Raw genomic sequence first — 22,968 nt, 5'->3', positions numbered from 1 at the left:
AAGCAGCATGTAAATTGGCAACAGTACTTGCCTTCTAAATATAGTGAAGGATTATGTTGGATATTAGTAATACTGACTGACTGTAAGTCTTTTCCTGTGTACGATATTGTATTACCAGGAAACACAGTGAAAGTATTGGTTACTGCTCCAACAACTTCAATTGTAATTGCTTCTGTGCTGCTAGTACTATTGTAAACCGAGACAGTACCTGATATAGGTAGTATTCCATCACTCTGCCACAGTATTATCGATTGTGATGCACCTTTGGCAGAGGGCATAGTGTTATTCGTTATGAGGAAATTTCCTGCAAATTCATTTGTTACTCGCTCGCAATTTGGATTTGGAGGGGGGGGCGATGGACAAGGGTCTGGGCAAATGATAGACAAAGGAGCAAAACAGCCAATGTTTTTTTTATTCTTCAATACAACCCCCTCCTTTTTTAAGTAGTCTTTTACTACTATTAAATGTAGAAGCATGGCCGATGTGTTAAAAAAAGAAGAAAATGTTAAAAATTAAGATTGTCTAATAGGCTTAAAACTTAAATTATTCTTCATGTTATAGAAAAGATTATATGTGAATAAACATGGGAAAAGAATGCTCAGACTCTTTTAGACAAAAAGTGGTTGTATAAAATAGTAAGAAGAATGTTGGAGTTAATCTTTAATTAACTGTATATTTACAAAAAACTAATAAAATTCATTTATTATTTAAACGACATTAATATGCTTTAGATAAAATAGCCTTTGTAATGAATCGATTATTATGAGGAGGATTCACGTGGAAAGAACAGCTTTACGAAAAGTAAAAGGTCTTATTGGATTATTAATGGTTTTTGTATTAGCATTCGTATCAGTTCCGTGGAGTACATCAGTCAAAGCGGAAGAGAAGAAGCAAGAAAAGGAACCAAGTGAAAAGAAGATCGTTTTTCCAGTTGTAAGTGATGTACATATTAAAAATAGTGGAACAGATGATACGTTTCGCTGGAAAAGAGCGATTGAACAGTTTAATACGCTTGCACCAAAGCAAGATGCGTTTGTCATTGTAGGTGATTTCACAGATACAGGATCGCTGCAGCAATATGATCGTTTCATGCAAGTGTACAATGAAAATGCAAATAAAGATGCTGTGCGAATGAATTCTCTTGGTAACCATGATTATTGGAACGGTTTAACTGTAGAAGGTGCGCAGAAGCGTTTCTTAGAAAAAACAGGGATGGAATCGATTTACTATCACAAAGTGGTAAAAGGCTATCATTTCCTTGTTATGTCGCCAGAAGATGGGACAACTCATGGCTATTATTCAGACAAGCAAATTAATTGGTTAAAAGCAGAAATGGCAAAGGCACAAAAAGATGATCCAGCAAAACCAATTTTCGTATTTTTACATCAACACATTAAAGATACAGTATACGGTAGTCAAGAGTGGGGAACAAAAGATAGTGCGAAAATTAATGAGGTATTAAAACAATACCCACAAGTTATTACGTTTTCAGGCCATTCACATTATCCGTTAGATGATCCAAGATCGATTCACCAAAAAGACTTTACATCAATTGGCACATCTTCAGTAAGTTATATGGAGGTTGAAGGTGGGAAAGTACAAGGAAATATCCCGCCAGGAGCTAGTACATTAAGCCAAGGTTTATTAGTGGAAGTAGATGATAAAGAAGTAACGATAAATCGCCGTGATTTCCATACGAATTCTTGGACAGGCGAACCGTGGAAAATTCAGCTGCCATCAAAGAAAGAAACATTCACACATGTAGAAGACCGTGATAAAGAAAAGCCATACTTCGCAAAAGATGCGAAATTATCGGTATCAAATGTAACAGAAAATGCAGCAACAGTAACATTCATGCAAGCATTGGATAATTTACTTGTTCATTCTTATCGTGTACAAGCTAGAGATAAGCAAACTGGAGAAATAAAAAATAAATTGTTAGCATTCTCAGAGTTTTATCGTGACCCAGTGCCGAAAGAACTAACATTTACACTTGCCGGACTAGATGGCGGGAAAACATATACACTTGAAGTCGTTGCGATTGATTCATTTGGCAATGAAAGTGTACAGCCGTTAACTGCAGAAATTACTACGAAAAAAGATAATATTGACCCGAATGTGAAAGTACCAAAAGCTGATGTTTTCGATGTAAACTTTGCAGATGGTACATTTAAAGATAATTCATCATTTGGTACAAAAGGTGATGTGAAGGGTAATGTGAATATTGAATATGATAAAGCATTGAAAAAGAATGTTATGAAGTTAAACGGACAAGCAAACACATTTGGATACCTTCCGTTTTCAGCAACACAAAAAGAAAAAGTGGCAAATTCATTTACGTTAGAAACTGTATTTTCAATGAACCAAATTCGCGGACAAGGTATTTTGCAAAATACAGAGGGCGGCGGAATTGGTTTTGAGTCTACAGGAAGTGGATATGTTGAATTATGGACTCACATTGGCGGCAGTTATAAACGTGTTGGAGTTCAATTAGAAGCAAACAAAACATATCACTTAACAGGAACGTATAACGGAAGTGAAGTAGCTATTTACGTAGATGGTAAAAAAGTAAATAGTCAGCCAGCTAATGGGAAAGTGTATCACCCGAACGTACCATTTGCATTTGGAGCAGACCCTGATAGTAATGGAAATGGTGGTATTCCGTTAAATGGTCAAATTGCGCTTGCGAAATTATATAGCAAAGCGTTAAGTTCTTCAGAAGTATTAGCAGCGTACAATGAGTTTTCTATTCGTACGAAGTTAGAACAAGTAAACGCGCTATTTGAAGAGCTTGTAAAAGTAAAAGAAGTGTTAGCTGGTGTGTATGAATTTGGTGATAAGCCAGGTCAATATTCAAAAGAGGCATTTCAAGAATTAGAGAAAAGCTATAGTAATGCGAAGCAAGTGTTTGAAAATATAGGAAGTACTGGAGAACAAATTATTCAAACGTATAATGAATTAAAAACTGCAAATCAAACGTTTTTGCAATCTAAAGTAGTAGAACAACCGAAAACACTGAAAGAAAAATTACAAATCAATATTGAATCTGCAAAAGTAGTAGTGAAAAAAGCGCAAGATGCAAATGTAACAGACGGTTCAGTGAAAGCACTGATTCAAAAAATTACAGTGGCCGAAACTGTAGTGAAAGATGTAAAAGTAAAAGATGCACAGGTAGAAACGATGAATCGTACGATGGAATATGCGATTTCACTCGTTGAAAAAAGCATAAACAAGTAAGAGAGAAGAAAAGAAGCTTATCATGATAGGCTTCTTTTTTGTTATACTAAAAGTAGCATAGAAAAAGGAGCGAATAAGTTGGAAGAGAAAAAGCTAAAAAGAATTCTTGAATATGTATGGATCGCGGTTGTGCTCCTTGTAGGATATTATTTCTTAAAAGAGAAAAGCATATGGGTACTATTTTTAATGACGTTTTTATTAGCGGGTTTAGGCACGTTATTTATTAATTTCTTCTTTGATAGCTTAAATGCGTGGAAGAAGAAAAAGAAGGGAACGAAGTAAAGGAGGGAATATATGCAAAAGTGGAAGCTCGTATATCAGGTGATTATTTTCATAGTGCTTGTAGGTATTGGCGTTTTTAAATATTCTACACCAATAGGAAATTGGGCATCGTTTACAGCTTGCATCGGCATATTCATCATTTTACAATCGTTAACGAAAAAAAATAATCAGACATGAAAGTAGCTCGCCGTTTTATCGGCGAGCTACTTTGTTATGCTTTTTTCTTTTCATCATTTGTTTTTTCAGTAGCTAAATGACTATGTTTTCTAGAGTAGAAGAAATAGAAGCATAAGCCGACTATAAGCCAAGCTATAAAGCTAATCCATGTTGTTTTAGACAAATTAATCATTAAATATAAACAGCAAAGAATCGCAACAACTGGTAATACAGGTACGAAAGGTGTACGGAATCCGCGTTTTAAGTCAGGATGTGTTTTTCGCAAAATAAGGACAGCGCAGCAAACGAATGTGAATGCTGTTAACGTACCGATGTTCACTAAATTAGCTAATACGTGTAAGTCTAAAAGTCCTGCTAATAAAGCGGCAACAACGCCAGTGATCCACGTGTTTAATAAAGGGATTTTTACTCTTTTATTCACACGCGCTAACGCTTTTGGAAGTAGACCGTCACGGCTCATCGCATACGAAACGCGAACTTGTCCATACATAACGACTAAAAGAACGGTTGTCATGCCCGTCATCGCCCCAACAGCAAGTAGTCCTGCAATTGTATCCTCACCAACGAAATGCAGTGCAAATGCAACTGGATCAGAAACATCTAATTGTGTATAAGGAACCATACCTGTTAAAACGAAAGATACAATCATGTATAAAACAGTACAAATAAGAAGGGAACCGATAATACCAATTGGTAAATCACGTTGTGGTTTTTTCGTTTCTTCCGCAGCGGTTGCGATTGCATCAAAGCCTAAGAAGGCGAAGAATACAGTGGCAGCTCCAGTAATGATACCGTCGTATCCGAACGGAATGAATGGCGTCCAATTTTCAGGTTTTACATATTTTGCGCCTGCTACGATAAAGGCGATAATAACAGCTAACTTGATAAGAACCATAATATTATTAATGCGTGCGCTTTCGCGTATACCGAAACTTAAAAGTCCTGTAATGAGTAGTAAAATACAAACAGCCGGTAAATCGATAAGACCGCCTTTTCCTACGCCAGGGGCCGAGGCGATTATGGCGGGCAGATGGATGTTAAATCCTTGTAGTAAAGATTGCAAATAACCAGACCAACCGACAGCTACTGCCGCGACTGCAAGTAAATATTCGAGCATTAAACACCAGCCGACGATGAAGGCGACGACTTCTCCGACTGTCATGTATGCGTAAGTATACACACTCCCTGAGACAGGAATAGAAGAAGCGAATTCGGCATAACAAAAGGCTACACAAGCACAAGTAAATGCCGCAATAAGGAATGATAGCATAATACCAGGACCAGAATGTTTTGCTGCGACAATACCTGTTAATACAAAAATCCCTGTTCCAATTACGGCGCCAATTCCTAAGAATGTTAAATCGAGTGCCGTTAATGTCCTTTCTAACTGCCGTGGTGATTCAGTACTAAGCGCTTTTTTTCGTAATAATGACTTCACTTTGGACTCTCCCCCCGTTTTTTCATTTCCATAACTGCGACTATAGTATGAGTCCACTAAAAAAGGGTATGTAAGGAAATGGAGGTACAGTTATGGTATGTTGTTTTTAAAATTGCTGGATTAATCTTAATATAATTCAGAATATTTTGTCAAATAAAATTATGACAAATAAAATGCAAATGAATAGGGGAAACTACTGGCAGGAATGGACGAGGGTTAATGACCCACTCATTAAAGTTAAAGTAGGAGCAGATGCTATGTTATTTTATTTTGAACTTGTTGTCATTTTACTTTGTACGAAATTAGCTGGCGATATTAGTGTGAGACTCGGCCAGCCTTCTGTACTTGGTAAATTAATTGTCGGTATTATTATCGGTCCAGCAGTACTTGGTATTATTAATAGCTCTGAATTAATCGATGAACTGAGTGAAATTGGTGTTTTACTACTTATGTTTATGGCAGGGCTTGAGACCGATTTAGAAGAGTTAAATCGGAATTTGAAATCTGCGTTCGCGGTAGCGATGGGAGGAATTATTTTCCCATTCCTTGGTGGGTATTTAGCAGGACTTGCTTTTGGCATGTTGCAGTCTCATGCGATCTTTTTAGGGTTATTACTTTGCGCAACATCGGTTAGTATTTCTGTTCAAACGTTAAGAGATTTAGGGAAAATGAATACGAGAGAAAGTACAACGATTTTAGGTGCAGCTGTATTTGATGATGTGATTGTCGTTATTTTATTAGCGTTTGTCATGAGTTTTTTAGGTACACAAGATGTAAATGTAACGCTTGTCATTGCAAAGAAAATTATCTTTTTTGTAAGTATTGTTTTTATTTCTTGGAAAGTTGTTCCATGGATTATGAAAATGCTCGTACCACTTCGCGTAACAGAAGCATTAATTAGCGCGGCTCTTATTATTTGCTTCTCTTTTTCGTATTACAGTGAAATGATGGGAATTGCGGGTATTATTGGAGCATTTGCAGCCGGCATTGCTATTTCTCAAACAGAGTATAAGCATGAAGTAGAACATAAAATTGAACCGATCGCATATGCGATATTTGTCCCGGTGTTCTTCGTAAGTATTGGAATGGAAATTACATTTCAAGGTATCGGAAGCCAGCTTTGGTTCATTATCATTATGACGCTCATTGCGATTTTTACAAAGTTAATCGGATCAGGTTTAGGAGCAAGATTAACAGGATTCAACCTTCAATCTTCTATTAGTATTGGTGCGGGGATGGTGTCGCGCGGAGAAGTGGCGCTTATCATCGCAGCGAATGGACTTGCGGCGAATTTATTAGCGAAAGAAAATTTCACAGCGATTGTTATTGTTGTTATATTAACGACGATTATTACGCCGCCACTTTTGAAGAAATATTTTGTATAGAGAGGAAGGGCTTATCTGATGTAGGTAAGCTCTTTTTTATTGGAAAAAGCAATGGTCATATAGCGTGAATAGGTTGTAATTATGGTAAAATCTACGTATATGATAAGTCGAGGGGAGAAAATGTGTGAAGATTACGAGGGGGAAGGTTATAGGTGTAATCATACTTATTGCACTATGTATACCATTTACCGCATGGAAAGAGTCAAAAGTGAAAGATTTTCCAGTTTCTATTTTTTCTTCTTATGTAGAAGACGAAAACCCGAAAGACTATAAGTACACTGCTTTTGTACCTGACTTTGTAATTTGGATACATGGATGGGAAAAACAGCGATCTGAAGGTGAAATAACGTCATATAAAAAAGGGGATCGAACTGTAATTGTTCACCATCCTCCTGGCGATGATGGTTTTTATCTTTTTGAAACAAGAGAAAATAAATGAAAGCAACCGTAAGAAGTGGAGGTTAAATAGTGAAAGCTTCAACGTTACTATTTAAAATTGAAAGTAATATGGATCAATTTTCACCAGCTGAAAAGAAGGTTGCCATGTACATAATGGAGAATGCAGAGATTGTTCCGAACTTAACGACGAAAGAAGTGTCAACGAATGCAGGCGCAAGTGAAGCGAGTGTTGTTCGCTTTTGTAAGTCGATTGGAATCGGAAGTTTTAAAGCATTTAAAATCGCGCTCGTTCGCGAATTAACGATTGCTGATTATAATATTAACGATTTTTCAGTGATGAATACGGAAGATGGACCGTACGACTTGTTTAATAAAGTTACATATGTGAATAAAGCTGCAATTGAGGCGAGCGTTACGGCGATAGATAAAAAAGAACTTGAGAAAGCTGCAGATCGTATTGTAAATGCGGATAAGGTTATATTTTACGGAGTCGGCGGATCAGCTACTCCAGCGATGGACGGGGCCTATAAATTTACAAGGCTCGGATTTACAGCGATGATGCTATCTGATTTTCATATGATGTTGCCGCTTGTGACGAATTTAAAAGAAGGCGATATATTTGTGGCGATTTCAACATCTGGTCGAACAAAAGATGTGCTTGAAATGGCGCAATATGCGAAGAGACAAGGTGCAACAGTTATTGCGATTACGAAGCTTGATCAATCATCACCGTTATATAAAGAGGCGGATATTCGTCTTTGTATGCCAGATGTAGAACAAGATCATCGCATTGCAAGTATTGCTTCAAGAATGACACAATTGAATATGATTGATGCTTTATATGTCATTACGTTCAACCGAATTGGTAATAACGTATTGGATCAATTTATGGAGACACGAGAAGAAGCAGTGCGGTTACGGAAGTTAAAGTAGAAGAAAGATGAGAAGGCTCATCTTTTTTTTATTATCTTTGACAAAAATATGTCATTCTATGAAATTTTATTTCATAGAATAAGAAAGAGTTATTGATTTTTAATTTCTTAAAGTTATAATAAAAGTGTGAAATATAATTTCAAAGAGGGTGGCAATATGTTAGAAAATTTATCGACAGAACATCGTAATGAGAAGACGATGAATTTAGATGAGATGAGCATAAAAGAAGTGTTACAAAGTATGAATGAAGAAGATCGAACTGTTGCGTTAGCAGTTGAAAATGAAATAGAAGAAATTGAAAAGGTTGTACAGATTGTTATTAAATCCTTTGAACAAGAGGGCCGATTAATTTACATTGGGGCTGGTACGAGTGGCCGTTTAGGTATTTTAGATGCGGTGGAATGCCCGCCGACATTCGGCACAGATGATAAAATGGTGCAAGGATTTATAGCAGGCGGATTGAAAGCGTTCACTAAAGCGGTGGAAGGTGCTGAAGACCGCGAAGAATTGGCAGAAGAAGATTTAAAAAGTATTGGATTAAATGAGAAAGATACTGTGATTGGAATTGCAGCGAGTGGTCGAACTCCTTATGTAATTGGCGGCTTGAAATACGCAAATAGTGTGGGAGCGAGTACAGCTAGTGTTTCTTGTAATAAAAATGCTGAAATAAGTAAATATGCAAAACTAAACGTGGAAGTAGAAACAGGCGCAGAAATTTTAACAGGCTCAACGCGGTTGAAGGCTGGTACAGCGCAAAAATTAGTACTGAATATGATTTCAACAGCTTCCATGATTGGTGTGGGGAAAGTATATAAAAACTTAATGGTAGATGTTCAGTCTACAAATGAAAAGTTAGTAGAACGATCAAAACGAATTATTGTGGAAGCAACAGGCGCTAGTTATGAAGTAGCGGCAGAGTATTATGAAAAAGCAGAACGTAATGTGAAAGCTGCGATTGTGATGGTGTTATTGCAGTGTGAGTATGGGAAAGCACTGGAGAAATTAAACGAAGCGAAAGGATTTGTGAAGAAGGCACTATAAGTAATAGGGAGGGGGATTCTATTATGAAGAAAGAAGAGAGAATGGCCAAAGAGATTTCAGAGCAACTTGGGGGAATAAAAAATATTCGTGGCATTGCTCATTGCATGACGAGATTACGATTAACGCTTCATGATGAAAGTAAAGTAAATATGGACCTTTTGAAAAAGGTTGAAGGCGTTATGGGGGTTATTGAAGATGAGACGCTTCAAGTTGTCGTGGGCCCAGGAACGGTAAATAAAGTAGCAGCTGAAATGGAAGGTTTAACAGGACTTAGAATTGGTGAGGTAGCAGATCATCACCTTGAAGATATTGGGCAAGAGATAAAGTCAGAGATTAAGAAGAAAAATAATACACCAGTGAAAAACTTTTTACGAAAAATAGGAAGCATTTTCATTCCGTTAATTCCCGGTCTTGTAGCGTCAGGTATTATAAACGGGGTCGCTAACTTTGCGAAAAACGCAGGTGCTGATCCGAACGCTACATGGCTACAAATGTTACTACTCATTGGTGGCGGTATCTTTACATTCCTAGGCATTTTAGTCGGCTGGAATACAGCGAAAGAATTTGGCGGGACACCGGTTCTTGGGGCAATTGCAGGTATTTTAATTTTCAACCCGGCGATGGCGAACGTAAAGTTATTTGGTGAAGCGTTAGTGCCAGGACGGGGCGGATTGTTTGCAGTAATTTTTGCAGCGTGGCTTATGGTTGTAGTGGAAAGACAAGTTCGAAAAGCTGTGCCGAATGCAGTTGATATTATTGTAACGCCGCTTATTACTGTATTAGCTGTAAGTATTGTAACGATGTTAGCAATTCAGCCAGTAGCAGGATTTTTATCTGATGGTATTACAAGCGGAATTAATGGTATTTTAAACATTGGCGGAGCGTTCGCTGGAGCGGTACTTGCCGGAACTTTTTTACCTCTCGTTATGGTCGGATTACATCACGGTTTAACACCAATTCATATGGAATTTATTAATCAAACGCACGTAACACCTCTATTACCAGTACTCGCAATGGCAGGTGCTGGGCAGGTTGGCGCAGCAATTGCGATTTTTGTAAAAACAAAAAATAAACGCCTTCGTAATGTGATTAAAGGTGGATTACCAGTTGGATTTTTAGGAATTGGTGAACCGTTATTATACGGTGTTACATTACCACTTGGGAAACCGTTTATTACTGCATGTTTAGGAGCGGCTGTCGGCGGTGCATTCCAAGCAGTTATGAAAACAGCCGCGCTAGGAATTGGCGTATCAGGATTATCTTTAATCCCATTAATTGCTGATAATAAATATTTATTATATTTCCTTGGATTAGTTGTTGCATATACTTTCGGATTTATCTTTACGTACTTCTTTGGCTTTAAAGAAGAAATGGCAGAAAACATATAGAGAAAGGGATTCCTTTCTCTTTTTCTATTCATAGAAAGGGAGATTCATATGCTAGGAGTTTCAATATATCTTTCAAAAGAGCGAGTAAAGAAACAAGAAGAGTGGCTAAAAGTAGCGAAGGGAAACGGATTTTTATCTATTTTCACATCACTACACATTCCAGAAGATGATCCGGGTACGTATAAAGAGTTAATTCAAATACTTGGGAAACAAGCTCTCGACAATGAAATGGAGTTAATGGTCGATGTTTCTCCAAAATCGTTACAACATTTAGGAATGACGTACGAAAATGTGGAAGAGTTAGTGGAATGGGGCATTACTGGTTTACGAATGGATTATGGCATTGCACCGAAAGAAATAGCGCGTGTATCTCATCGGATGAAAGTAGCTTTAAATGCGAGTACGATTACAGATTCATTTTGGAAAGAGTTAATCACAGAAAAGATAAGGGTAGAGAATGTAGAAGCTTGGCATAATTTTTATCCGCGCCCAGAAACAGGACTAGCAAAGTCCTTTTTACAAAAGCAAAACGAATACTTACATGAGTGCGGAATAAAAACGATGGCATTTATTCCGGGAGATGGGGAAAAACGTGGTCCGCTATATGAAGGCTTACCAACGTTAGAAAAGCACCGTAATATGCGCCCGCTTGAATCGTACTTAGAACTTGTACAAGATTGTGGTGTCGATAAGGTGTTAATCGGGGATATAAGTGGAAGTGTAGAAAGTGTACAAGAGATAGCGAGTGCGAGTAGAGGGATTATTCCTCTACGCTACAAATCGTTTATAAATGATAAAAAAGCATTAAAAGTGGTGGAGCGAGTTCATACAAATAGACTAGATCCAGCTCGTGATGTCATTCGCTCTGTAGAATCACGAGAAGAAAATAAAGTCGTGTTACAGCCGATGTCTACCATTTCAAGAAAGAAAGGCAGCATTACAATTGATAATGAATTGTACGGTAGATATGCTGGGGAGATGCAGGTTGTTGTACAGGATTTGCCTCAAGATGAGAAGGTGAATGTTGTTGGCATGGTTATAGAAGAAGATGTGTCTTTATTGCCGTATGTTAGTGCTGGAAAAATGTTTCAACTTTTTCTGTGTGATAGAGTAAAAGCCTGAATTAGCGCTATTTTGTAAGAAAACATTATCCGTAAAAGGGATAATGTTTTTTGTTTTCTTTAAAAAAGTATTTGACGAATGAAATGAAATACCGTATTGTTTTGACTTGTAAATAAAAGTTCACCATAACAAAACAAAAAGGAGAGTTCAAAATGAACCAATATATTGGGAATTTAATTATTCGCATCGTGTTAGGAGTGACATTCTTTGCGCACGGTTTAACGAAGTTTCAATCAGGTATCGATAACGTAGCAGGATGGTTTACAAGCATCGGTTTACCAGGTGGTCTTGCATACGGCGTAGCAACTGTAGAATTAGTTGGTGGTATATTATTAATTATCGGTTTAGGCGTAAAATATGTAGGATTGTTATTCGCTCTTATTTTAGCTGGAGCTATCGTAAAGGTAAATGGAGCAGCAGGTTTATTAGGAGATGGAAAGAATCCAGGATATGAATTAGATCTTGCATTACTAGCAATGGGTGCGTATTTATTCGTTGTAAAAGCAGAAGGATATGTAGATCGCTTCTTAAAAGAGAAAGTAATGAAAACGAAGTAAACTTATTTATAAAATGTTGACTTGAATCATTAATGTAACTATAATGATTACAACTAGCGGATTAAGAATAAAACAATTTAAATATTTTTTTACACAAGATGTAACTTAATCAGTTACATCTTGTGTAAAAAATAAATAAAACGGGAGGAAGTAACATGCCTAAATCAAATTTAGAAATGATTCGAAGTACGTATGAAGGATCAGCCTCTTCGAATGCAAAACATTTAGTAGAAGCCCTTTCTGAAAAAGTAGAATGGACAGAGGCAGAAGGATTCCCGTACGGGGGAACTTATATAGGGATAGAAGCAATAATAAAAAATGTATTTAGCCGATTAGGATCAGAATGGGATGATTATAAAGCGAGTGTAAATATGTACCATGAAGTAAACGGAAAAGATGTAATTATTGCTGAAGGTGTTTATTCAGGAGTTTATAAAGAAACGGGAAAATCATTTGAAGCAGATTTTGTTCACGTATGGCAACTGGAGAACGGAAAAATCGTGAAATTTAAGCAGTATGTAGATAGTCATATTGTTAGGGAAGCGATGAAAAGCTAATGCTTTTTAAATGGATCGTAGGTATATGCATTACAATTATAGTAATTATCTCGTCTATAGTTGGCGGAAAGAAATTGCTTGCATATGTGGAAAAAGAAAATAAAAATATTCAAACCCAGCAAGCGGCAAACGAAAAAGAGAAGAAAGTTGCAGAAGAAGATCCACAAGTTAGTGAAGGTGAAGTTATTTCTACTATGCATAAAATGGTGCATCAAAAGGTAAAATCCTCTGAAAAATGGGGTTTTGTAGAAATGACGAACAAGGAAATTTCTCATGTGAAAAGAGATATTGAAAATAGTATAGGTTTTCAATATAAAATGAAGTTATTTTCTATTATAAATAGATGGGAAAAAGGAGATTTTTCTCAAACTGTTGAGGAGCATAACTTTTTACCCCGCATTAACGGACAGTAAGACCCCCACATCAAAATTCAGCGGAAGCAAAGAAGTTAGGTGGGGATCAACTGCCCGTAAAAGCCCGATTGGTTCAACTAATAATCAGTGGGGGATGAACAAAACCCCCACTGATTAAAGTTTCACTTTATGGAGCCTTCAAGGTGGAGATACTGGCAAGGCAACAGAACGTTTATCACCAGAAGAAGAAAAGAAGTATATAAAAGAAATGAAGAATAAATAAAAACATCGCCAACTCAGATGACGATGTTTTTTCATTAAGAATGTTTTCGTATTAAAGCTCTAGTCGGCTGAACAGCAACAGTTTTGAAATGAGAAAATAAATAACATCCTGTTACAACAATTATTGTCCCGAAAATTTGTATCCATGTTAGTTCTTCACCGAGGAAAAGGAATGCTAAAATAGCTGTGAAAATTGGATTGAAGTTTAGAAAAATGCCAGATGTAGTTGCTCCTAATTTTTGTACGCCAACATTCCAAAATACCATACAAAGAACTGTGGAAATGAGTCCTGTATATAAAAGTGATGTTATAAAAGATGTGTTTATATTCGTAACAGTGAAGCTACCTATGTTAAATGGCAATAATAAAATAACACCAAAAATACCAGAGTATAACGTCGCCATAAGTGGCGTCGTTGTTTTTGTTGCCCATTTACTGCAAACAGAATAGATTCCCCAAATACAAACTGCCGCAATCATCCATAAATCGCCACTGTTAAAATGTAGTGAAAATAAAAGCGAGAAATTACCTTTTAATAGGACGAGGATAACCCCAAAGAATGAAAGAATCATAGATAAAATTTGAAGTGTGTTTACTTTTTCTTTTAGAAATAAGACAGAAAATAATGCGATGGAAATTGCGTTTAATGTAGAAATAAGCCCTACATTCGTTGCGGATGTTTTTTCTAATGCTAAAAATTGAAAGATGTTAAAAAGAGCGACTCCTGAAATTCCCATCAGTATTAATGGGAGTAGTGCAGCACGAGGCGGAATGATTTTCTTTTCTTTAAACCAAACCATCGGTAATAAACAAACGATTGCAATCATCCATCTTAAACTTGTAAGTGTCATCGGAGACGCATGATCAACGAGCGATTTTCCAACGACGAAATTTCCTCCCCATAATAAGCTTGTTAGTAATAGTAAAAAGACATAAAAATAAGGCATATTAAAATCCCCTTTGTTGTAATCAATGTGAATTGTAAATAATTTTAGCATTTTTCTTTATTGTGTAATATATTCTTTTGTATAATGGATAAAAGTTGATAATATATTTTGTTTTGGATGATATTTATGGAAAGATATTCAGTTTTATATAGATTATAAGTTGTTTTTTCGAATAATCATCGGTAATAAAAAGGGGGAATTTTGATGGAGTCGTCTGTTATTAAAGTGTTAGATGATTTAGATGTACGAATTTTAGATATATTGCAGAAGGAGTCACAAGTAAGTAATGCAGAGCTTGCGCGACGAGTTAATTTATCACCAGCTGCGATGCATGCAAGAATAAAGAGATTAGATGGAGAAGGGTTCATTGATAAGCAAGTAGCCATTTTAAATCAAGAAAAGCTTGGTTTTGATTTGTTATGCTTCATTTTTATGAGTACGAATATTCATCAATCGGATAAACTGGAAGTGTTGGAGAGAGAATTAGAATCGATGCCGGAAGTGTTAGAATGTCACTGTTTAACAGGAGAGTACGATTATTTATTAAAGGTTGCAAATCGTGATCGTAAAGAGCTGGAGCAGTTTATTAGAAAGCTGAATAAGCTTGGTATTACGCGTATACAGACGAGTTTAGCACTTCGTGAAATTAAATATTCGACGGTATTACCGATACGAAATGAGGAACCAAGCATCGATTAGATTGCTTGGTTTTTTGTTTGTATAAAGTGATTGACGAGGAGAAAAGAGAGATGTATTATTATATAAAATTATGAATTAAAATCCATTTAAAGTTATAAATATTAATATTGGGGGCAAGGGGATAGAATATGAAAATCTTTAATGCAGTTACGAGTGATGTGAAAGAAATTTATAGTCTCATTGAAATTTACGCAAAAGAGGGAGTTGTTTTACCGCGTTCTTTGTTGTCTCTCTATCAATATTTGCAATGTTTATATGTTATGAAAGCAGACGGGGAAATTGTTGGAGTTGCTGGATTACATGTATTAGGGGAAGATCTTGCAGAAGTACGGTCTTTGGTCGTTTCGCATACATATGCAGGGAAGGGAATCGGGCGTATGTTAGTGAACCATGTAATAAATGAGGCAGCGAAAATAAAAGTGAGTAGAGTCATTTCTTTAACATATGAAACAGAATTTTTTCAAAAATGCGGGTTTGATTTTGTGAATAGAGAGGCATTACCAGAGAAAGTATGGATTGATTGTAGGCATTGTCCAAAGGTTGATTATTGTGATGAGGTGGCGATGATTCGGTATGTTGGGTGAAACAAATATAAAAAAGAGCAGCTAGCAAACGCTAACTGCTCTATTAAAGGGATCTCTCCAAGGGGGAGTGGAGAAAATATTATGTTACTAGCAGTATTAACAGATTATTAGGAAATATACAAACCGGATGAAATAAATTTAAAATAAACTTTCGGCATTGACAGATTTTAAAATATTCATGTACAATATTTATGAATGACATTCAGTCATTTTTTATAACAGAATGTAGTTTGCTTGGAAATGGAACAAATATAACGGTAAATGAGGATGATAGTTGTTTATATATAGTAGTGATAAAGGAGTATATTTTTTTAAAACAAAAATGACTGATAGTCAGTCATAAGAGGTGAGAGGTATGAAAAATAGAGCTTGGTTATATGTCATATTAACATGTATCTTTGAAATTTTTTGGGTGTTTGGTTTTAATACGGCCGATACTTGGTGGCATTGGATTATTATTTTAGGAGTTATCGCTGTTGATTTTCACTTTCTTTCTAAAGCGTGTGAGCATCTTGCGACAGGGACTGTGTATGCCATTTTCGCCGGAGCTGGTACGGTAGGTACTTTCTTAATGGACGTATTCCTTTTCGGCGGAAGTTTCAGTGTAGGGAAATTATTCTTTATCGTGATGGTTGTAGCTGGCGTTATCGGTTTAAAGCTAGCTGATAATAAGGAAGAAACTGTGGAAGGAGCTGCTTAAAGATGGGTTGGTTTTTCGTATTTTGTGCTGCAATTAGTGAAATAGTCGGTGTGATCGGTCTTAAAATGTATAGTAAAGATAAAACGTTAGCAAATGGTGCGCTTTATATAGGCGGGTTTGCTACATCCTTTGCATTCTTGTATACATCTTTCTTATTTTTACAAGTCAGTGTCGCGTATGCGGTTTGGATTGGTATTGGAACAGCAGGTGCCGTTTTATTAAACATGTTCCTGTTTGGTGAGTCAAAAAGTAAAGCACGTATCATTAGTGTGGCTCTTATTGTATGCGGAGTGACAGGATTAAAGGCTCTTTCGTAAAGATATACTTATCTCCTAACAAGTCGTTAGGAGATTTTTACTATAAAAAGTGCACGATAATTGACAGTACAGCTAGTTATTTTATAAAATGAGTGACAGTCATTCAATATGTGTTTGAAAGGGTTTAGATGATGAATAAAAAAGAGAAAATTGTCTATGCAGCTATTGAAGTGTTTCAGGAAAAGGGCGTTGAAAAAACGAAGATTTCTGATATCGTGAAATTGGCTGGCATTGCACAAGGAACTTTCTATTTATATTTTCCTTCTAAGTTATCTGTTATGCCTGCAATAGCAGAAGTGATGGTTGAAAAGATGATACTTGCAGTGAAAGAAAAAGTGCAAAATGATGCGCCTTTCTCAAGTAAAGTGACGCAAGTAATAGATGCGGTGTTTCACTTCATAGCTGAGTATCGTGAAATACAAGCTTTAATGTATGCAGGTCTTGCATCTACAGAACATATAAAAGAATGGGAAGCTGTGTATGAGCCTCTTTATATGTGGCTAAGTGAATTTTTAAATGAGGCGAAAGAAGCTGGTGAAATTCGCGATTCGGTTCATGCAGAGCGAACAGCTAAGTTATTTATCGCTCTAGTTGAATCAGCAGCGGAACAAGTTTATTTATATGATCATAAAGATGATGAGCAAGTCGAGCTACAAAAGGCAGAAGTACTAGATTTTTTAACACATGCACTACATATAAAGAAAAAGTGAGATGAACCTGTCTGAGAAGGTAGGTTTATTTTTGAAGGGAAATGAATGATAGTCATTCACCTAATGCGTATGTATGTGTGGAAGGATAGAGTGAGATTCTAATGGGTAGGGGCATCTCTACTCATGATTAGCCCACAAATAGTAGGATAAAGAAAAAGCTTCTTGGGTATTATTTTTTTGAGAGGAGCTTACGGGAAGAGGTGTTAAAAAGTGAAGAAACCGATAAAAGAACAAAAGATGGTACTGGTCATTCTTTTGAGTAATATATTTATCGCTTTTTTAGGGATTGGATTAATCATTCCGGTTATGCCGTCCTTTATGAATGACATGAGTTTAACAGGGAAGACGATGGGATATCTCGTTGCAGTATTTGCAATGGCTCAGCTTATTGCTTCACCTATAACAGGCCGGTGGGTCGATCTTTACGGTAGGAAGAAAATGATCATCATTGGATTATTTATTTTTGGTGTTTCAGAACTTCTTTTCGGATTAGGAAAAGATGTGTGGATGCTTTATGTAGCGAGGGTGTTAGGCGGAATTAGTGCTGCTTTTATTATGCCTGGTGTTACGGCATATGTTGCGGATATTACATCAATTCAGGAACGCCCAAAGGCGATGGGATATTTATCTGCGGCGATTAGTACTGGGTTTATTATAGGACCTGGAATTGGCGGATTTATTGCAGAGTACGGTATACGTGTACCGTTCTTCGTTGCAGCAGCAATTGCTTTTATAGCATGTGTAATTTCTATCTTTATTTTAAAAGAACCGTTAACGAAAGAAGAGCTTGCAGAGATTTCTTCTAATACGAAAGAATCAAGCTTTATTGGTGATTTAAAGAAATCATTACATCCAATGTATGCAATTGCATTTATTATCGTATTTGTACTCGCATTCGGTTTATCAGCGTATGAAACTGTGTTTAGTCTGTTTTCTGATCATAAGTTTGGATTCACGCCGAAAGATATTGCGGCAATCATTACAATTAGTTCAATCTTTGGGGTAGTTGTGCAAGTATTTATGTTTGGCAAATTAGTCGACATGTTCGGTGAAAAAGTGTTAATTCAAATCTGTTTAATTGTAGGTGCAGTATTAGCATTCGTTTCAACTGTAGTCTTTAATTATTGGATCGTACTTCTCGTTACGTGCTTTATTTTCCTTGCATTTGATTTACTTCGTCCAGCTTTAACGACGTTTTTATCAAAAGCAGCTGGAAAAGAGCAAGGATTCGTTGCTGGTATGAACTCGACTTATACGAGTTTAGGAAATATAGCAGGACCAGCGATGGGCGGCATATTATTTGATATGAACATTCATTATCCATATGCATTTTCAGGAGTTGTTTTAATAGTGGGTCTCGGTATTACGTTTATGTGGAGAGAGAAACAGCTAGCTGAAAGTTTTGCGAAGTAATCAAACCCCTTACGACGGTAAGGGGTTTTTGTTTTATCCTGCTATTTGTGGGAGTCGGGCTGCCCGTAAAAGCCTGATTGGTGCGGGTGAATACTTAGCGGGGATGAACAAAACTCTCACTAATTAAGTTTTATTTTGTGAAATACGTTGAAAATCTTTATTTATACAGGATTGCTTTAGTTTTTTTGATTTGATTAAATGTTTAATATCAAAGATGTTATCGTATGAAAGCTGAGTATGATAATAGTTAATGTACTCAAGTAATGCAAAAATATAAATAAATAGAGTGAATGATAGCCCGCCTAAAGGTAAGTGGGGATACCAAATTATAAAATCAATAGTAAACGTAATAAATCCTGTGATAATGAATGCTATAGTTATCTTTTTAAGTCTTTTTAAATATTGAATCATCCTAATAGGCGTAACAGATGTTTTCTCTTTTTTTAGTCGTTTCCACTTTACGTACCAGTAAAGTGTTCCTTATCTTTTTTTATTTATCTCACTAGTTGGTGAAGTGGGGATAATCAGTGGGGGATGAACAAACCCCCCACTGATTAAATTCTTTCATATAAATAAAAGGGGATTAAGCAAAGTAACTATCCTAATATACGCAACGATTCTTCAATAAACGCTGGGATATCCTCCGGTTGTCTACTTGTTACTAGCTGATTTTGGCATACAACTACCTCTTTGTCGTGAAAGTTTCCGCCGGCGTTTTTTAAATCGACTTCAATAGATTTATATCCAGTCACATCACGTCCTTCAAGTGTTTGTGCAGTGATGAGTAGCTGAGGTCCATGACAAATAGCGAAAACAGGTTTTTCCGCATCCATAAATGCTTTACTAAAGCGTACAAAACGCTCATCTGCACGAAGTATATCTGGGGAAAATCCACCCGGTATGAAGAGGGCATCAAAGTTATCTGGAGAAACACCATCAATACTTTTATCAATTACGACTTCACTTTTTCCTTGCTTACCGTGTACCGTTTTCCCTTTTTGCATTTCAATAGTTGTTAATTCATATCCCTTTTGATGAAACGCCTCTACTGGCTCTGTGTATTCTGTATCCTCGAAATAATCCGTTATTAAAATAGCAATTTTTTTACTCATTCTAATCCGCTCCTTACATTAATATTATCGGTTTCAGAATCATCCTTGAGCAATGTCTTTTATAAAGTGAAACTTTTAATTCATATTTTTCATTCCCTCCAGTTCCTTTGCCCTGTTACTTTAATACATACCCTTTTTATTAGGACGTAAACATGTAGTATCGTTTTTGTATGTAAAAAGCATAAAATATTGGTTGTTTCAGTGATTCTTGTTTGAGGAAGAAAAATAAAAAAACAAGGAGAAAATTTATTTTCTCCTTGGCTTTTAAGATAATTCTTTTCGTTAAAACGAAGAAACACGTTGCTTCGTTTTTGGTACAATAATAAATTTGATCCAGAGTAACCCGATAATCATAATGATAAGGCTATGTAAAAATTGACCTGTAGCAATGAGTATAACAATTGAAAATACAATGAGTTGAATGCTTAGCAATATAAAGATTAAGTGAAGAAATTGATTCATTCGTTTTTCAGTATGAATTGGATATAATGCTACAATAATATTTCCCGAAAAATATTTCCACAGGGAACGGAGCTGCATAGAAATCATATATAGGACGATGTATGCGATAGCGCCTTTTACGTATATGTTTGGTATAAAATATAAGGCGAAGGCACCGATTAAGCCTAAGCGAATATATATACCGAAATAATCATTCCCGCGTAAAAATGCGAGTGTATGTAAATAGAAGAAAGTCGCTCGTTTTTTATGTAATAAAGGTTCAATCCAGTTTGTAAGCCATTTTCTTTTATTTACTTGTTTATTCAGTTGCGGAACATCGGTGAAAATGCTAGCAAATTGATAAAAACGAACGTTCATTTTTTCTTCTTGTTCAATTATGTAATCCCACGGTATTCGTTTTGTTGGCTGCTTTTTCGTATATAAAAGCAGGAAAGTAAGTAGTAAGAGTAATCCGCCTAATATGAGAACATGTGCTGAGTAAAACAGCATGTAAATAATGAGCGCATTACAAGTAATACGAATAATGAACCATATGCTTCTTTCGTGACTATCACGCCACATCCAATGTATGTACATGTTCCAAGCTTTCGTAATCATTAAAACGATAAAGATTGTACATAAGAAAGGTATCGTTACTTGTAATGATTGCATGGCAAGTGGAACGAGAATAAGGAACGTAAATAATAATGGGAAAAGCTGAATGATGTAATTATATAGAAGAGATTTTTTAAAATAAGATGTTAGTTTCTCTTCTAATGCAAGCAAATAGACCGCATCAGGTTTTTGAATAAATGTACGGATCGGGCATCTCGTTACAATGAATGTAAGTACAATCGTGATAAGTAGTAAAGATATTCCTTTAGAAGGAGATGCTTTTAGAAACTGAGCATAGTAATATGCGCCAACGCATGAAATAAAGATAAAGCTATATAGTAAACCGTTAATCATACGTGCAAAGTATGTAATGATATTTTGCATATGTTGTTGGAAGCGACTGCTCCATAATGATTCGATTGACATGTTTTTCACCTCTTTGTTCTATTATATATGTTTTATAAAAGAAAAAACGAGCAAAATTGCGTTACGCAACTTGCTCGTTTTTCTTTTCGTTATTTTTTTTCTGATCACGATTCATTAATGGATAGAAGGCAAAGCCGATTACGAATAAACCAATTCCGAGAAGGAACGTTTTTATATCGGCTGCACCCGTTTTAATAACCCATAGTGCGTAGCAAAGTGCGATCACTGCGACTATGCCATCTGTAATTCTTGCCCGCATTTCATTTTTATACGTTTCACCAGTAGCGACTAGTTTTAACTGGAAGATTGGTGAAACGAGATATGGAATGAGGTAGGCCAGTGTTGATACGGTAATAACGAATGTATAAGCTTCCGCAATTGTTCCTGATAATGTTGAGAATAAGAACACTTGCGACATAATGTTTGTTAAGCGTAATGAATAAATTGGGCTTCCTTTTTTGTTCGTTTTCGTGAAGAAGGAAGGGAAGAAACCTTCTTTTGCTGCTTGATATGGTACTTCTGAACTTAATAATATCCAGCCTAAAATCGAACCGAACAGGGAAGTAAGAGCAAGTAATGCCATCAGTTTCCCGCCTCCATGACCCATTGCAGCGTTTAGTGCGTCTGCTAATGGACGTTCAGAAGCTTGTAATGTATCAACGTGAAGTACACCCATTGTTAAAATTGTAATTCCTAAGTAAATCGCAACTGTAATAAGTAATCCCGCAACTGTTGCACGTTTTACTGTTTTTGGAGAAACAGCACGGTTTGATAAGAGAACCGCTGATTCAATTCCGATAAATGCCCAAAGCGTTGTAAGAGCAGCTAAGTTTACTTGTGAAAGTAGGCCGTGTGATACACCTGATTTGTCGATCATCGGTGTGTACCATTGTCCAAACTTAGAAGCTTCGAATGCAAATAACGTAACGACGATGAATAAAAGGAATCCAGTTACTTTTGTTGTTGTTGCTAAGAAGTTTAGTTTTCCAGCTCCACTTACACCGTTCGTTAATATAATATGAGTTCCCCAAAGTAAGATGGAACAAATCGTAAATGTAATTAGTTTTCCGACTTCTATGTCAAAAGAACCGATTGAAAATAGTAGTCGTGTATCTTTCATAATTGGGAAGAAGAGTGATAAATATCCCGCAAATGATGTAATGATGGCAACGTTACTTGCCCAGTTTGCAACCCAATATCCCCATACCATACTGAAACCAGCCATTTTTTTCTTTTTTGGTGTTGAGAATAAAGCATATGCATGACTTTGTGGTCCTGTCGTTAAATCAGGACGACGAATTGCTAAATTACCGAAAACAAGAGCTAGCATTAAAACACCAAACCCTGTTGTTAACCAAGCTAAAGTGACACCGAGAGGGCTTGCTGTTTGTGCTAACGTACTTGGCACCATGAAAATACCAGCGCCAACCATGTTACCGACAACGAAAGCTGTTAGTACCCAAAAGCCCCATTTTTTTTGTTGCATAGAAAATACCTCCAAAGTTAGTATAACCAAGTCAAGCGAGGAGATATGTATGTCTTCTTAGTAGAGAAGAAAAGTCCCAAACAAAACAAAAAAAGCACGTAATTTGCCGCTACATGCTTTCTATCTTATAAGAAACCCACGACATACCTCTCGATAGCTCTCCACAAACGAAACGTTTGTGACAGTTCTGCACTTATTAAATGCAGACCCAGCAAGCGTGCATGGTGGACACGGGCTTACTTCGGCAATCATTCCTTTCTCATTTCTTCATCAATGCCACTACATCTCCTGAAATGATACTCTTAATGACTGCAACCTCTACCTCACCGAGATACGAATGAGGATTTAAATATTAAATTAACGTCTT

General features: G+C 36.4%; 23 protein-coding genes, 3 pseudogenes and 1 riboswitch. Of the genes and pseudogenes, 19 read left to right on the top strand and 7 right to left on the bottom strand.

All coding sequences use genetic code 11. The features are described from left to right. Window positions 1-422 (bottom strand): S-Ena type endospore appendage (locus VF726_RS23270; protein WP_440172513.1); only part of this gene is annotated, 422 nt, incomplete at its 3' end. A 355-nt stretch (window positions 423-777) separates the two neighbouring features. Here VF726_RS23270 and VF726_RS23265 point away from each other — a divergent pair. From VF726_RS23265 to VF726_RS23255, 3 genes are all read left to right on the top strand, one after another. Beyond that, window positions 778-3,237, top strand: coding sequence for a LamG-like jellyroll fold domain-containing protein (locus VF726_RS23265; RefSeq protein ID WP_440172511.1), 2,460 nt, complete (start codon window positions 778-780; stop codon window positions 3,235-3,237). 78 nt (window positions 3,238-3,315) lie between these two features. Next, window positions 3,316-3,519, top strand: coding sequence for a hypothetical protein (locus VF726_RS23260; RefSeq protein ID WP_000391504.1), 204 nt, complete (start codon window positions 3,316-3,318; stop codon window positions 3,517-3,519). A 12-nt stretch (window positions 3,520-3,531) separates the two neighbouring features. Beyond that, window positions 3,532-3,696 carry a hypothetical protein gene (locus tag VF726_RS23255; protein ID WP_087931302.1) on the top strand — a complete coding sequence of 55 codons (165 nt, stop codon included), beginning with the start codon at window positions 3,532-3,534 and terminating at the stop codon, window positions 3,694-3,696. A 34-nt stretch (window positions 3,697-3,730) separates the two neighbouring features. Here VF726_RS23255 and VF726_RS23250 read toward each other — a convergent pair whose 3' ends face one another. Then, window positions 3,731-5,134 (bottom strand): amino acid permease, encoded by a 1,404-nt coding sequence (locus VF726_RS23250; RefSeq protein ID WP_440172508.1) that lies wholly within the window; start codon window positions 5,132-5,134, stop codon window positions 3,731-3,733. A gap of 179 nt (window positions 5,135-5,313) precedes the next feature. Between VF726_RS23250 and VF726_RS23245 the strand changes: the two genes are divergently transcribed. From VF726_RS23245 to VF726_RS23200, 10 genes and pseudogenes are all read left to right on the top strand, one after another. Then, entirely contained in the window at window positions 5,314-6,519 is a 1,206-nt protein-coding gene (locus VF726_RS23245) for a cation:proton antiporter (RefSeq protein ID WP_440172533.1), read from the top strand. A gap of 124 nt (window positions 6,520-6,643) precedes the next feature. Then, window positions 6,644-6,958, top strand: a complete 315-nt coding sequence (locus VF726_RS23240) for an outer surface protein (protein WP_440172506.1) — start codon at window positions 6,644-6,646, stop codon at window positions 6,956-6,958. A gap of 29 nt (window positions 6,959-6,987) precedes the next feature. Beyond that, window positions 6,988-7,851 (top strand): MurR/RpiR family transcriptional regulator, encoded by an 864-nt coding sequence (locus VF726_RS23235; RefSeq protein WP_440172504.1) that lies wholly within the window; start codon window positions 6,988-6,990, stop codon window positions 7,849-7,851. 156 nt (window positions 7,852-8,007) lie between these two features. Further along, the gene (murQ, locus tag VF726_RS23230; RefSeq protein WP_440172502.1) at window positions 8,008-8,892 is read left to right on the top strand and encodes an N-acetylmuramic acid 6-phosphate etherase; all 885 of its coding nucleotides are present in this window, start codon (window positions 8,008-8,010) and stop codon (window positions 8,890-8,892) included. A 23-nt stretch (window positions 8,893-8,915) separates the two neighbouring features. Beyond that, a complete protein-coding gene (locus tag VF726_RS23225) occupies window positions 8,916-10,280 on the top strand; it encodes a PTS transporter subunit EIIC (RefSeq protein WP_440172500.1) in 1,365 nt (454 codons plus the stop codon). Between the two features lie 48 nt (window positions 10,281-10,328). Beyond that, on the top strand, window positions 10,329-11,402 hold the full coding sequence (locus VF726_RS23220) for a DUF871 domain-containing protein (RefSeq protein ID WP_440172498.1): 1,074 nt from the start codon (window positions 10,329-10,331) through the stop codon (window positions 11,400-11,402). Window positions 11,403-11,554: 152 nt separating this feature from the next. Further along, window positions 11,555-11,959, top strand: coding sequence for a DoxX family protein (locus tag VF726_RS23215; protein ID WP_440172496.1), 405 nt, complete (start codon window positions 11,555-11,557; stop codon window positions 11,957-11,959). Window positions 11,960-12,114: 155 nt separating this feature from the next. Then, window positions 12,115-12,516: a nuclear transport factor 2 family protein gene (locus tag VF726_RS23210; RefSeq protein ID WP_440172494.1), complete on the top strand. Its 402-nt coding sequence runs from the start codon at window positions 12,115-12,117 to the stop codon at window positions 12,514-12,516. Continuing rightward, window positions 12,516-12,906 (top strand): annotated as a pseudogene (locus tag VF726_RS23205) (DUF6241 domain-containing protein); the annotation flags it as partial. The gene VF726_RS23210 and the pseudogene VF726_RS23205, both read left to right, overlap by 1 nt. Window positions 12,907-13,056: 150 nt before the next feature. Then, window positions 13,057-13,152, top strand: a pseudogene (locus tag VF726_RS23200) (hypothetical protein); the annotation flags it as partial. A gap of 34 nt (window positions 13,153-13,186) precedes the next feature. Here the strand turns inward: VF726_RS23200 and VF726_RS23195 are convergent. Further along, window positions 13,187-14,098, bottom strand: coding sequence for a DMT family transporter (locus VF726_RS23195; protein WP_440172492.1), 912 nt, complete (start codon window positions 14,096-14,098; stop codon window positions 13,187-13,189). 204 nt (window positions 14,099-14,302) lie between these two features. Here VF726_RS23195 and VF726_RS23190 point away from each other — a divergent pair, with 204 nt between their 5' ends. The 6 genes from VF726_RS23190 to VF726_RS23165 all read left to right on the top strand — a co-directional run bounded on the left by VF726_RS23190 (window position 14,303) and on the right by VF726_RS23165 (window position 18,521). Next, on the top strand, window positions 14,303-14,797 hold the full coding sequence (locus VF726_RS23190; RefSeq protein ID WP_440172490.1) for an Lrp/AsnC family transcriptional regulator: 495 nt from the start codon (window positions 14,303-14,305) through the stop codon (window positions 14,795-14,797). Window positions 14,798-14,925: 128 nt separating this feature from the next. Further along, window positions 14,926-15,381 carry an N-acetyltransferase gene (locus VF726_RS23185; protein WP_440172489.1) on the top strand — a complete coding sequence of 152 codons (456 nt, stop codon included), beginning with the start codon at window positions 14,926-14,928 and terminating at the stop codon, window positions 15,379-15,381. A gap of 355 nt (window positions 15,382-15,736) precedes the next feature. After that, on the top strand, window positions 15,737-16,081 hold the full coding sequence (locus VF726_RS23180) for a DMT family transporter (RefSeq protein WP_000796014.1): 345 nt from the start codon (window positions 15,737-15,739) through the stop codon (window positions 16,079-16,081). Between the two features lie 2 nt (window positions 16,082-16,083). Continuing rightward, the gene (locus VF726_RS23175; RefSeq protein ID WP_000539674.1) at window positions 16,084-16,398 is read left to right on the top strand and encodes a DMT family transporter; all 315 of its coding nucleotides are present in this window, start codon (window positions 16,084-16,086) and stop codon (window positions 16,396-16,398) included. A gap of 128 nt (window positions 16,399-16,526) precedes the next feature. Continuing rightward, on the top strand, window positions 16,527-17,108 hold the full coding sequence (locus tag VF726_RS23170; protein WP_440172486.1) for a TetR family transcriptional regulator: 582 nt from the start codon (window positions 16,527-16,529) through the stop codon (window positions 17,106-17,108). A gap of 210 nt (window positions 17,109-17,318) precedes the next feature. Further along, window positions 17,319-18,521 (top strand): MFS transporter, encoded by a 1,203-nt coding sequence (locus VF726_RS23165; RefSeq protein ID WP_440172484.1) that lies wholly within the window; start codon window positions 17,319-17,321, stop codon window positions 18,519-18,521. A 123-nt stretch (window positions 18,522-18,644) separates the two neighbouring features. Here VF726_RS23165 and VF726_RS23160 read toward each other — a convergent pair. From VF726_RS23160 to VF726_RS23145, 4 genes and pseudogenes are all read right to left on the bottom strand, one after another. Continuing rightward, a pseudogene (locus tag VF726_RS23160) lies at window positions 18,645-19,001 on the bottom strand (general stress protein); the annotation flags it as partial. Between the two features lie 116 nt (window positions 19,002-19,117). Then, complete coding sequence (locus tag VF726_RS23155; protein ID WP_440172482.1) at window positions 19,118-19,633, bottom strand: type 1 glutamine amidotransferase domain-containing protein; 516 nt, start codon at window positions 19,631-19,633, stop codon at window positions 19,118-19,120. Between the two features lie 282 nt (window positions 19,634-19,915). Continuing rightward, window positions 19,916-21,115: an ABC transporter permease gene (locus VF726_RS23150; RefSeq protein WP_440172480.1), complete on the bottom strand. Its 1,200-nt coding sequence runs from the start codon at window positions 21,113-21,115 to the stop codon at window positions 19,916-19,918. A 61-nt stretch (window positions 21,116-21,176) separates the two neighbouring features. Continuing rightward, a complete protein-coding gene (locus VF726_RS23145; protein WP_440172478.1) occupies window positions 21,177-22,601 on the bottom strand; it encodes an amino acid permease in 1,425 nt (474 codons plus the stop codon). Between the two features lie 146 nt (window positions 22,602-22,747). Beyond that, a riboswitch (Lysine riboswitch) is annotated at window positions 22,748-22,930 on the bottom strand. Window positions 22,931-22,968: the final 38 nt, after the last annotated feature.

The sequence above is a fragment of the Bacillus sp. Brlt_9 genome (assembly GCF_051948935.1).
Classification (GTDB): Bacteria; Bacillota; Bacilli; order Bacillales; family Bacillaceae_G; genus Bacillus_A.
This window is presented reverse-complemented; position numbering and strand designations above follow the sequence as displayed.

What these genes read in the sequence shown, in the direction of transcription:
- VF726_RS23255 (WP_087931302.1), top strand. Translation starts at nt 3,532, where the DNA reads ATGCAAAAGTGGAAGCTCGTATATCAGGTGATTATTTTCATAGTGCTT.
- VF726_RS23245 (WP_440172533.1), top strand. Translation starts at nt 5,314, where the DNA reads ATGAATAGGGGAAACTACTGGCAGGAATGGACGAGGGTTAATGACCCA.
- murQ (WP_440172502.1), top strand. Translation starts at nt 8,008, where the DNA reads ATGTTAGAAAATTTATCGACAGAACATCGTAATGAGAAGACGATGAAT.
- VF726_RS23225 (WP_440172500.1), top strand. Translation starts at nt 8,916, where the DNA reads ATGAAGAAAGAAGAGAGAATGGCCAAAGAGATTTCAGAGCAACTTGGG.
- VF726_RS23220 (WP_440172498.1), top strand. Translation starts at nt 10,329, where the DNA reads ATGCTAGGAGTTTCAATATATCTTTCAAAAGAGCGAGTAAAGAAACAA.
- VF726_RS23215 (WP_440172496.1), top strand. Translation starts at nt 11,555, where the DNA reads ATGAACCAATATATTGGGAATTTAATTATTCGCATCGTGTTAGGAGTG.
- VF726_RS23210 (WP_440172494.1), top strand. Translation starts at nt 12,115, where the DNA reads ATGCCTAAATCAAATTTAGAAATGATTCGAAGTACGTATGAAGGATCA.
- VF726_RS23195 (WP_440172492.1), bottom strand. Translation starts at nt 14,098, where the DNA reads ATGCCTTATTTTTATGTCTTTTTACTATTACTAACAAGCTTATTATGG.
- VF726_RS23190 (WP_440172490.1), top strand. Translation starts at nt 14,303, where the DNA reads ATGGAGTCGTCTGTTATTAAAGTGTTAGATGATTTAGATGTACGAATT.
- VF726_RS23185 (WP_440172489.1), top strand. Translation starts at nt 14,926, where the DNA reads ATGAAAATCTTTAATGCAGTTACGAGTGATGTGAAAGAAATTTATAGT.
- VF726_RS23180 (WP_000796014.1), top strand. Translation starts at nt 15,737, where the DNA reads ATGAAAAATAGAGCTTGGTTATATGTCATATTAACATGTATCTTTGAA.
- VF726_RS23175 (WP_000539674.1), top strand. Translation starts at nt 16,084, where the DNA reads ATGGGTTGGTTTTTCGTATTTTGTGCTGCAATTAGTGAAATAGTCGGT.
- VF726_RS23170 (WP_440172486.1), top strand. Translation starts at nt 16,527, where the DNA reads ATGATGAATAAAAAAGAGAAAATTGTCTATGCAGCTATTGAAGTGTTT.
- VF726_RS23155 (WP_440172482.1), bottom strand. Translation starts at nt 19,633, where the DNA reads ATGAGTAAAAAAATTGCTATTTTAATAACGGATTATTTCGAGGATACA.
- VF726_RS23150 (WP_440172480.1), bottom strand. Translation starts at nt 21,115, where the DNA reads ATGTCAATCGAATCATTATGGAGCAGTCGCTTCCAACAACATATGCAA.
- VF726_RS23145 (WP_440172478.1), bottom strand. Translation starts at nt 22,601, where the DNA reads ATGCAACAAAAAAAATGGGGCTTTTGGGTACTAACAGCTTTCGTTGTC.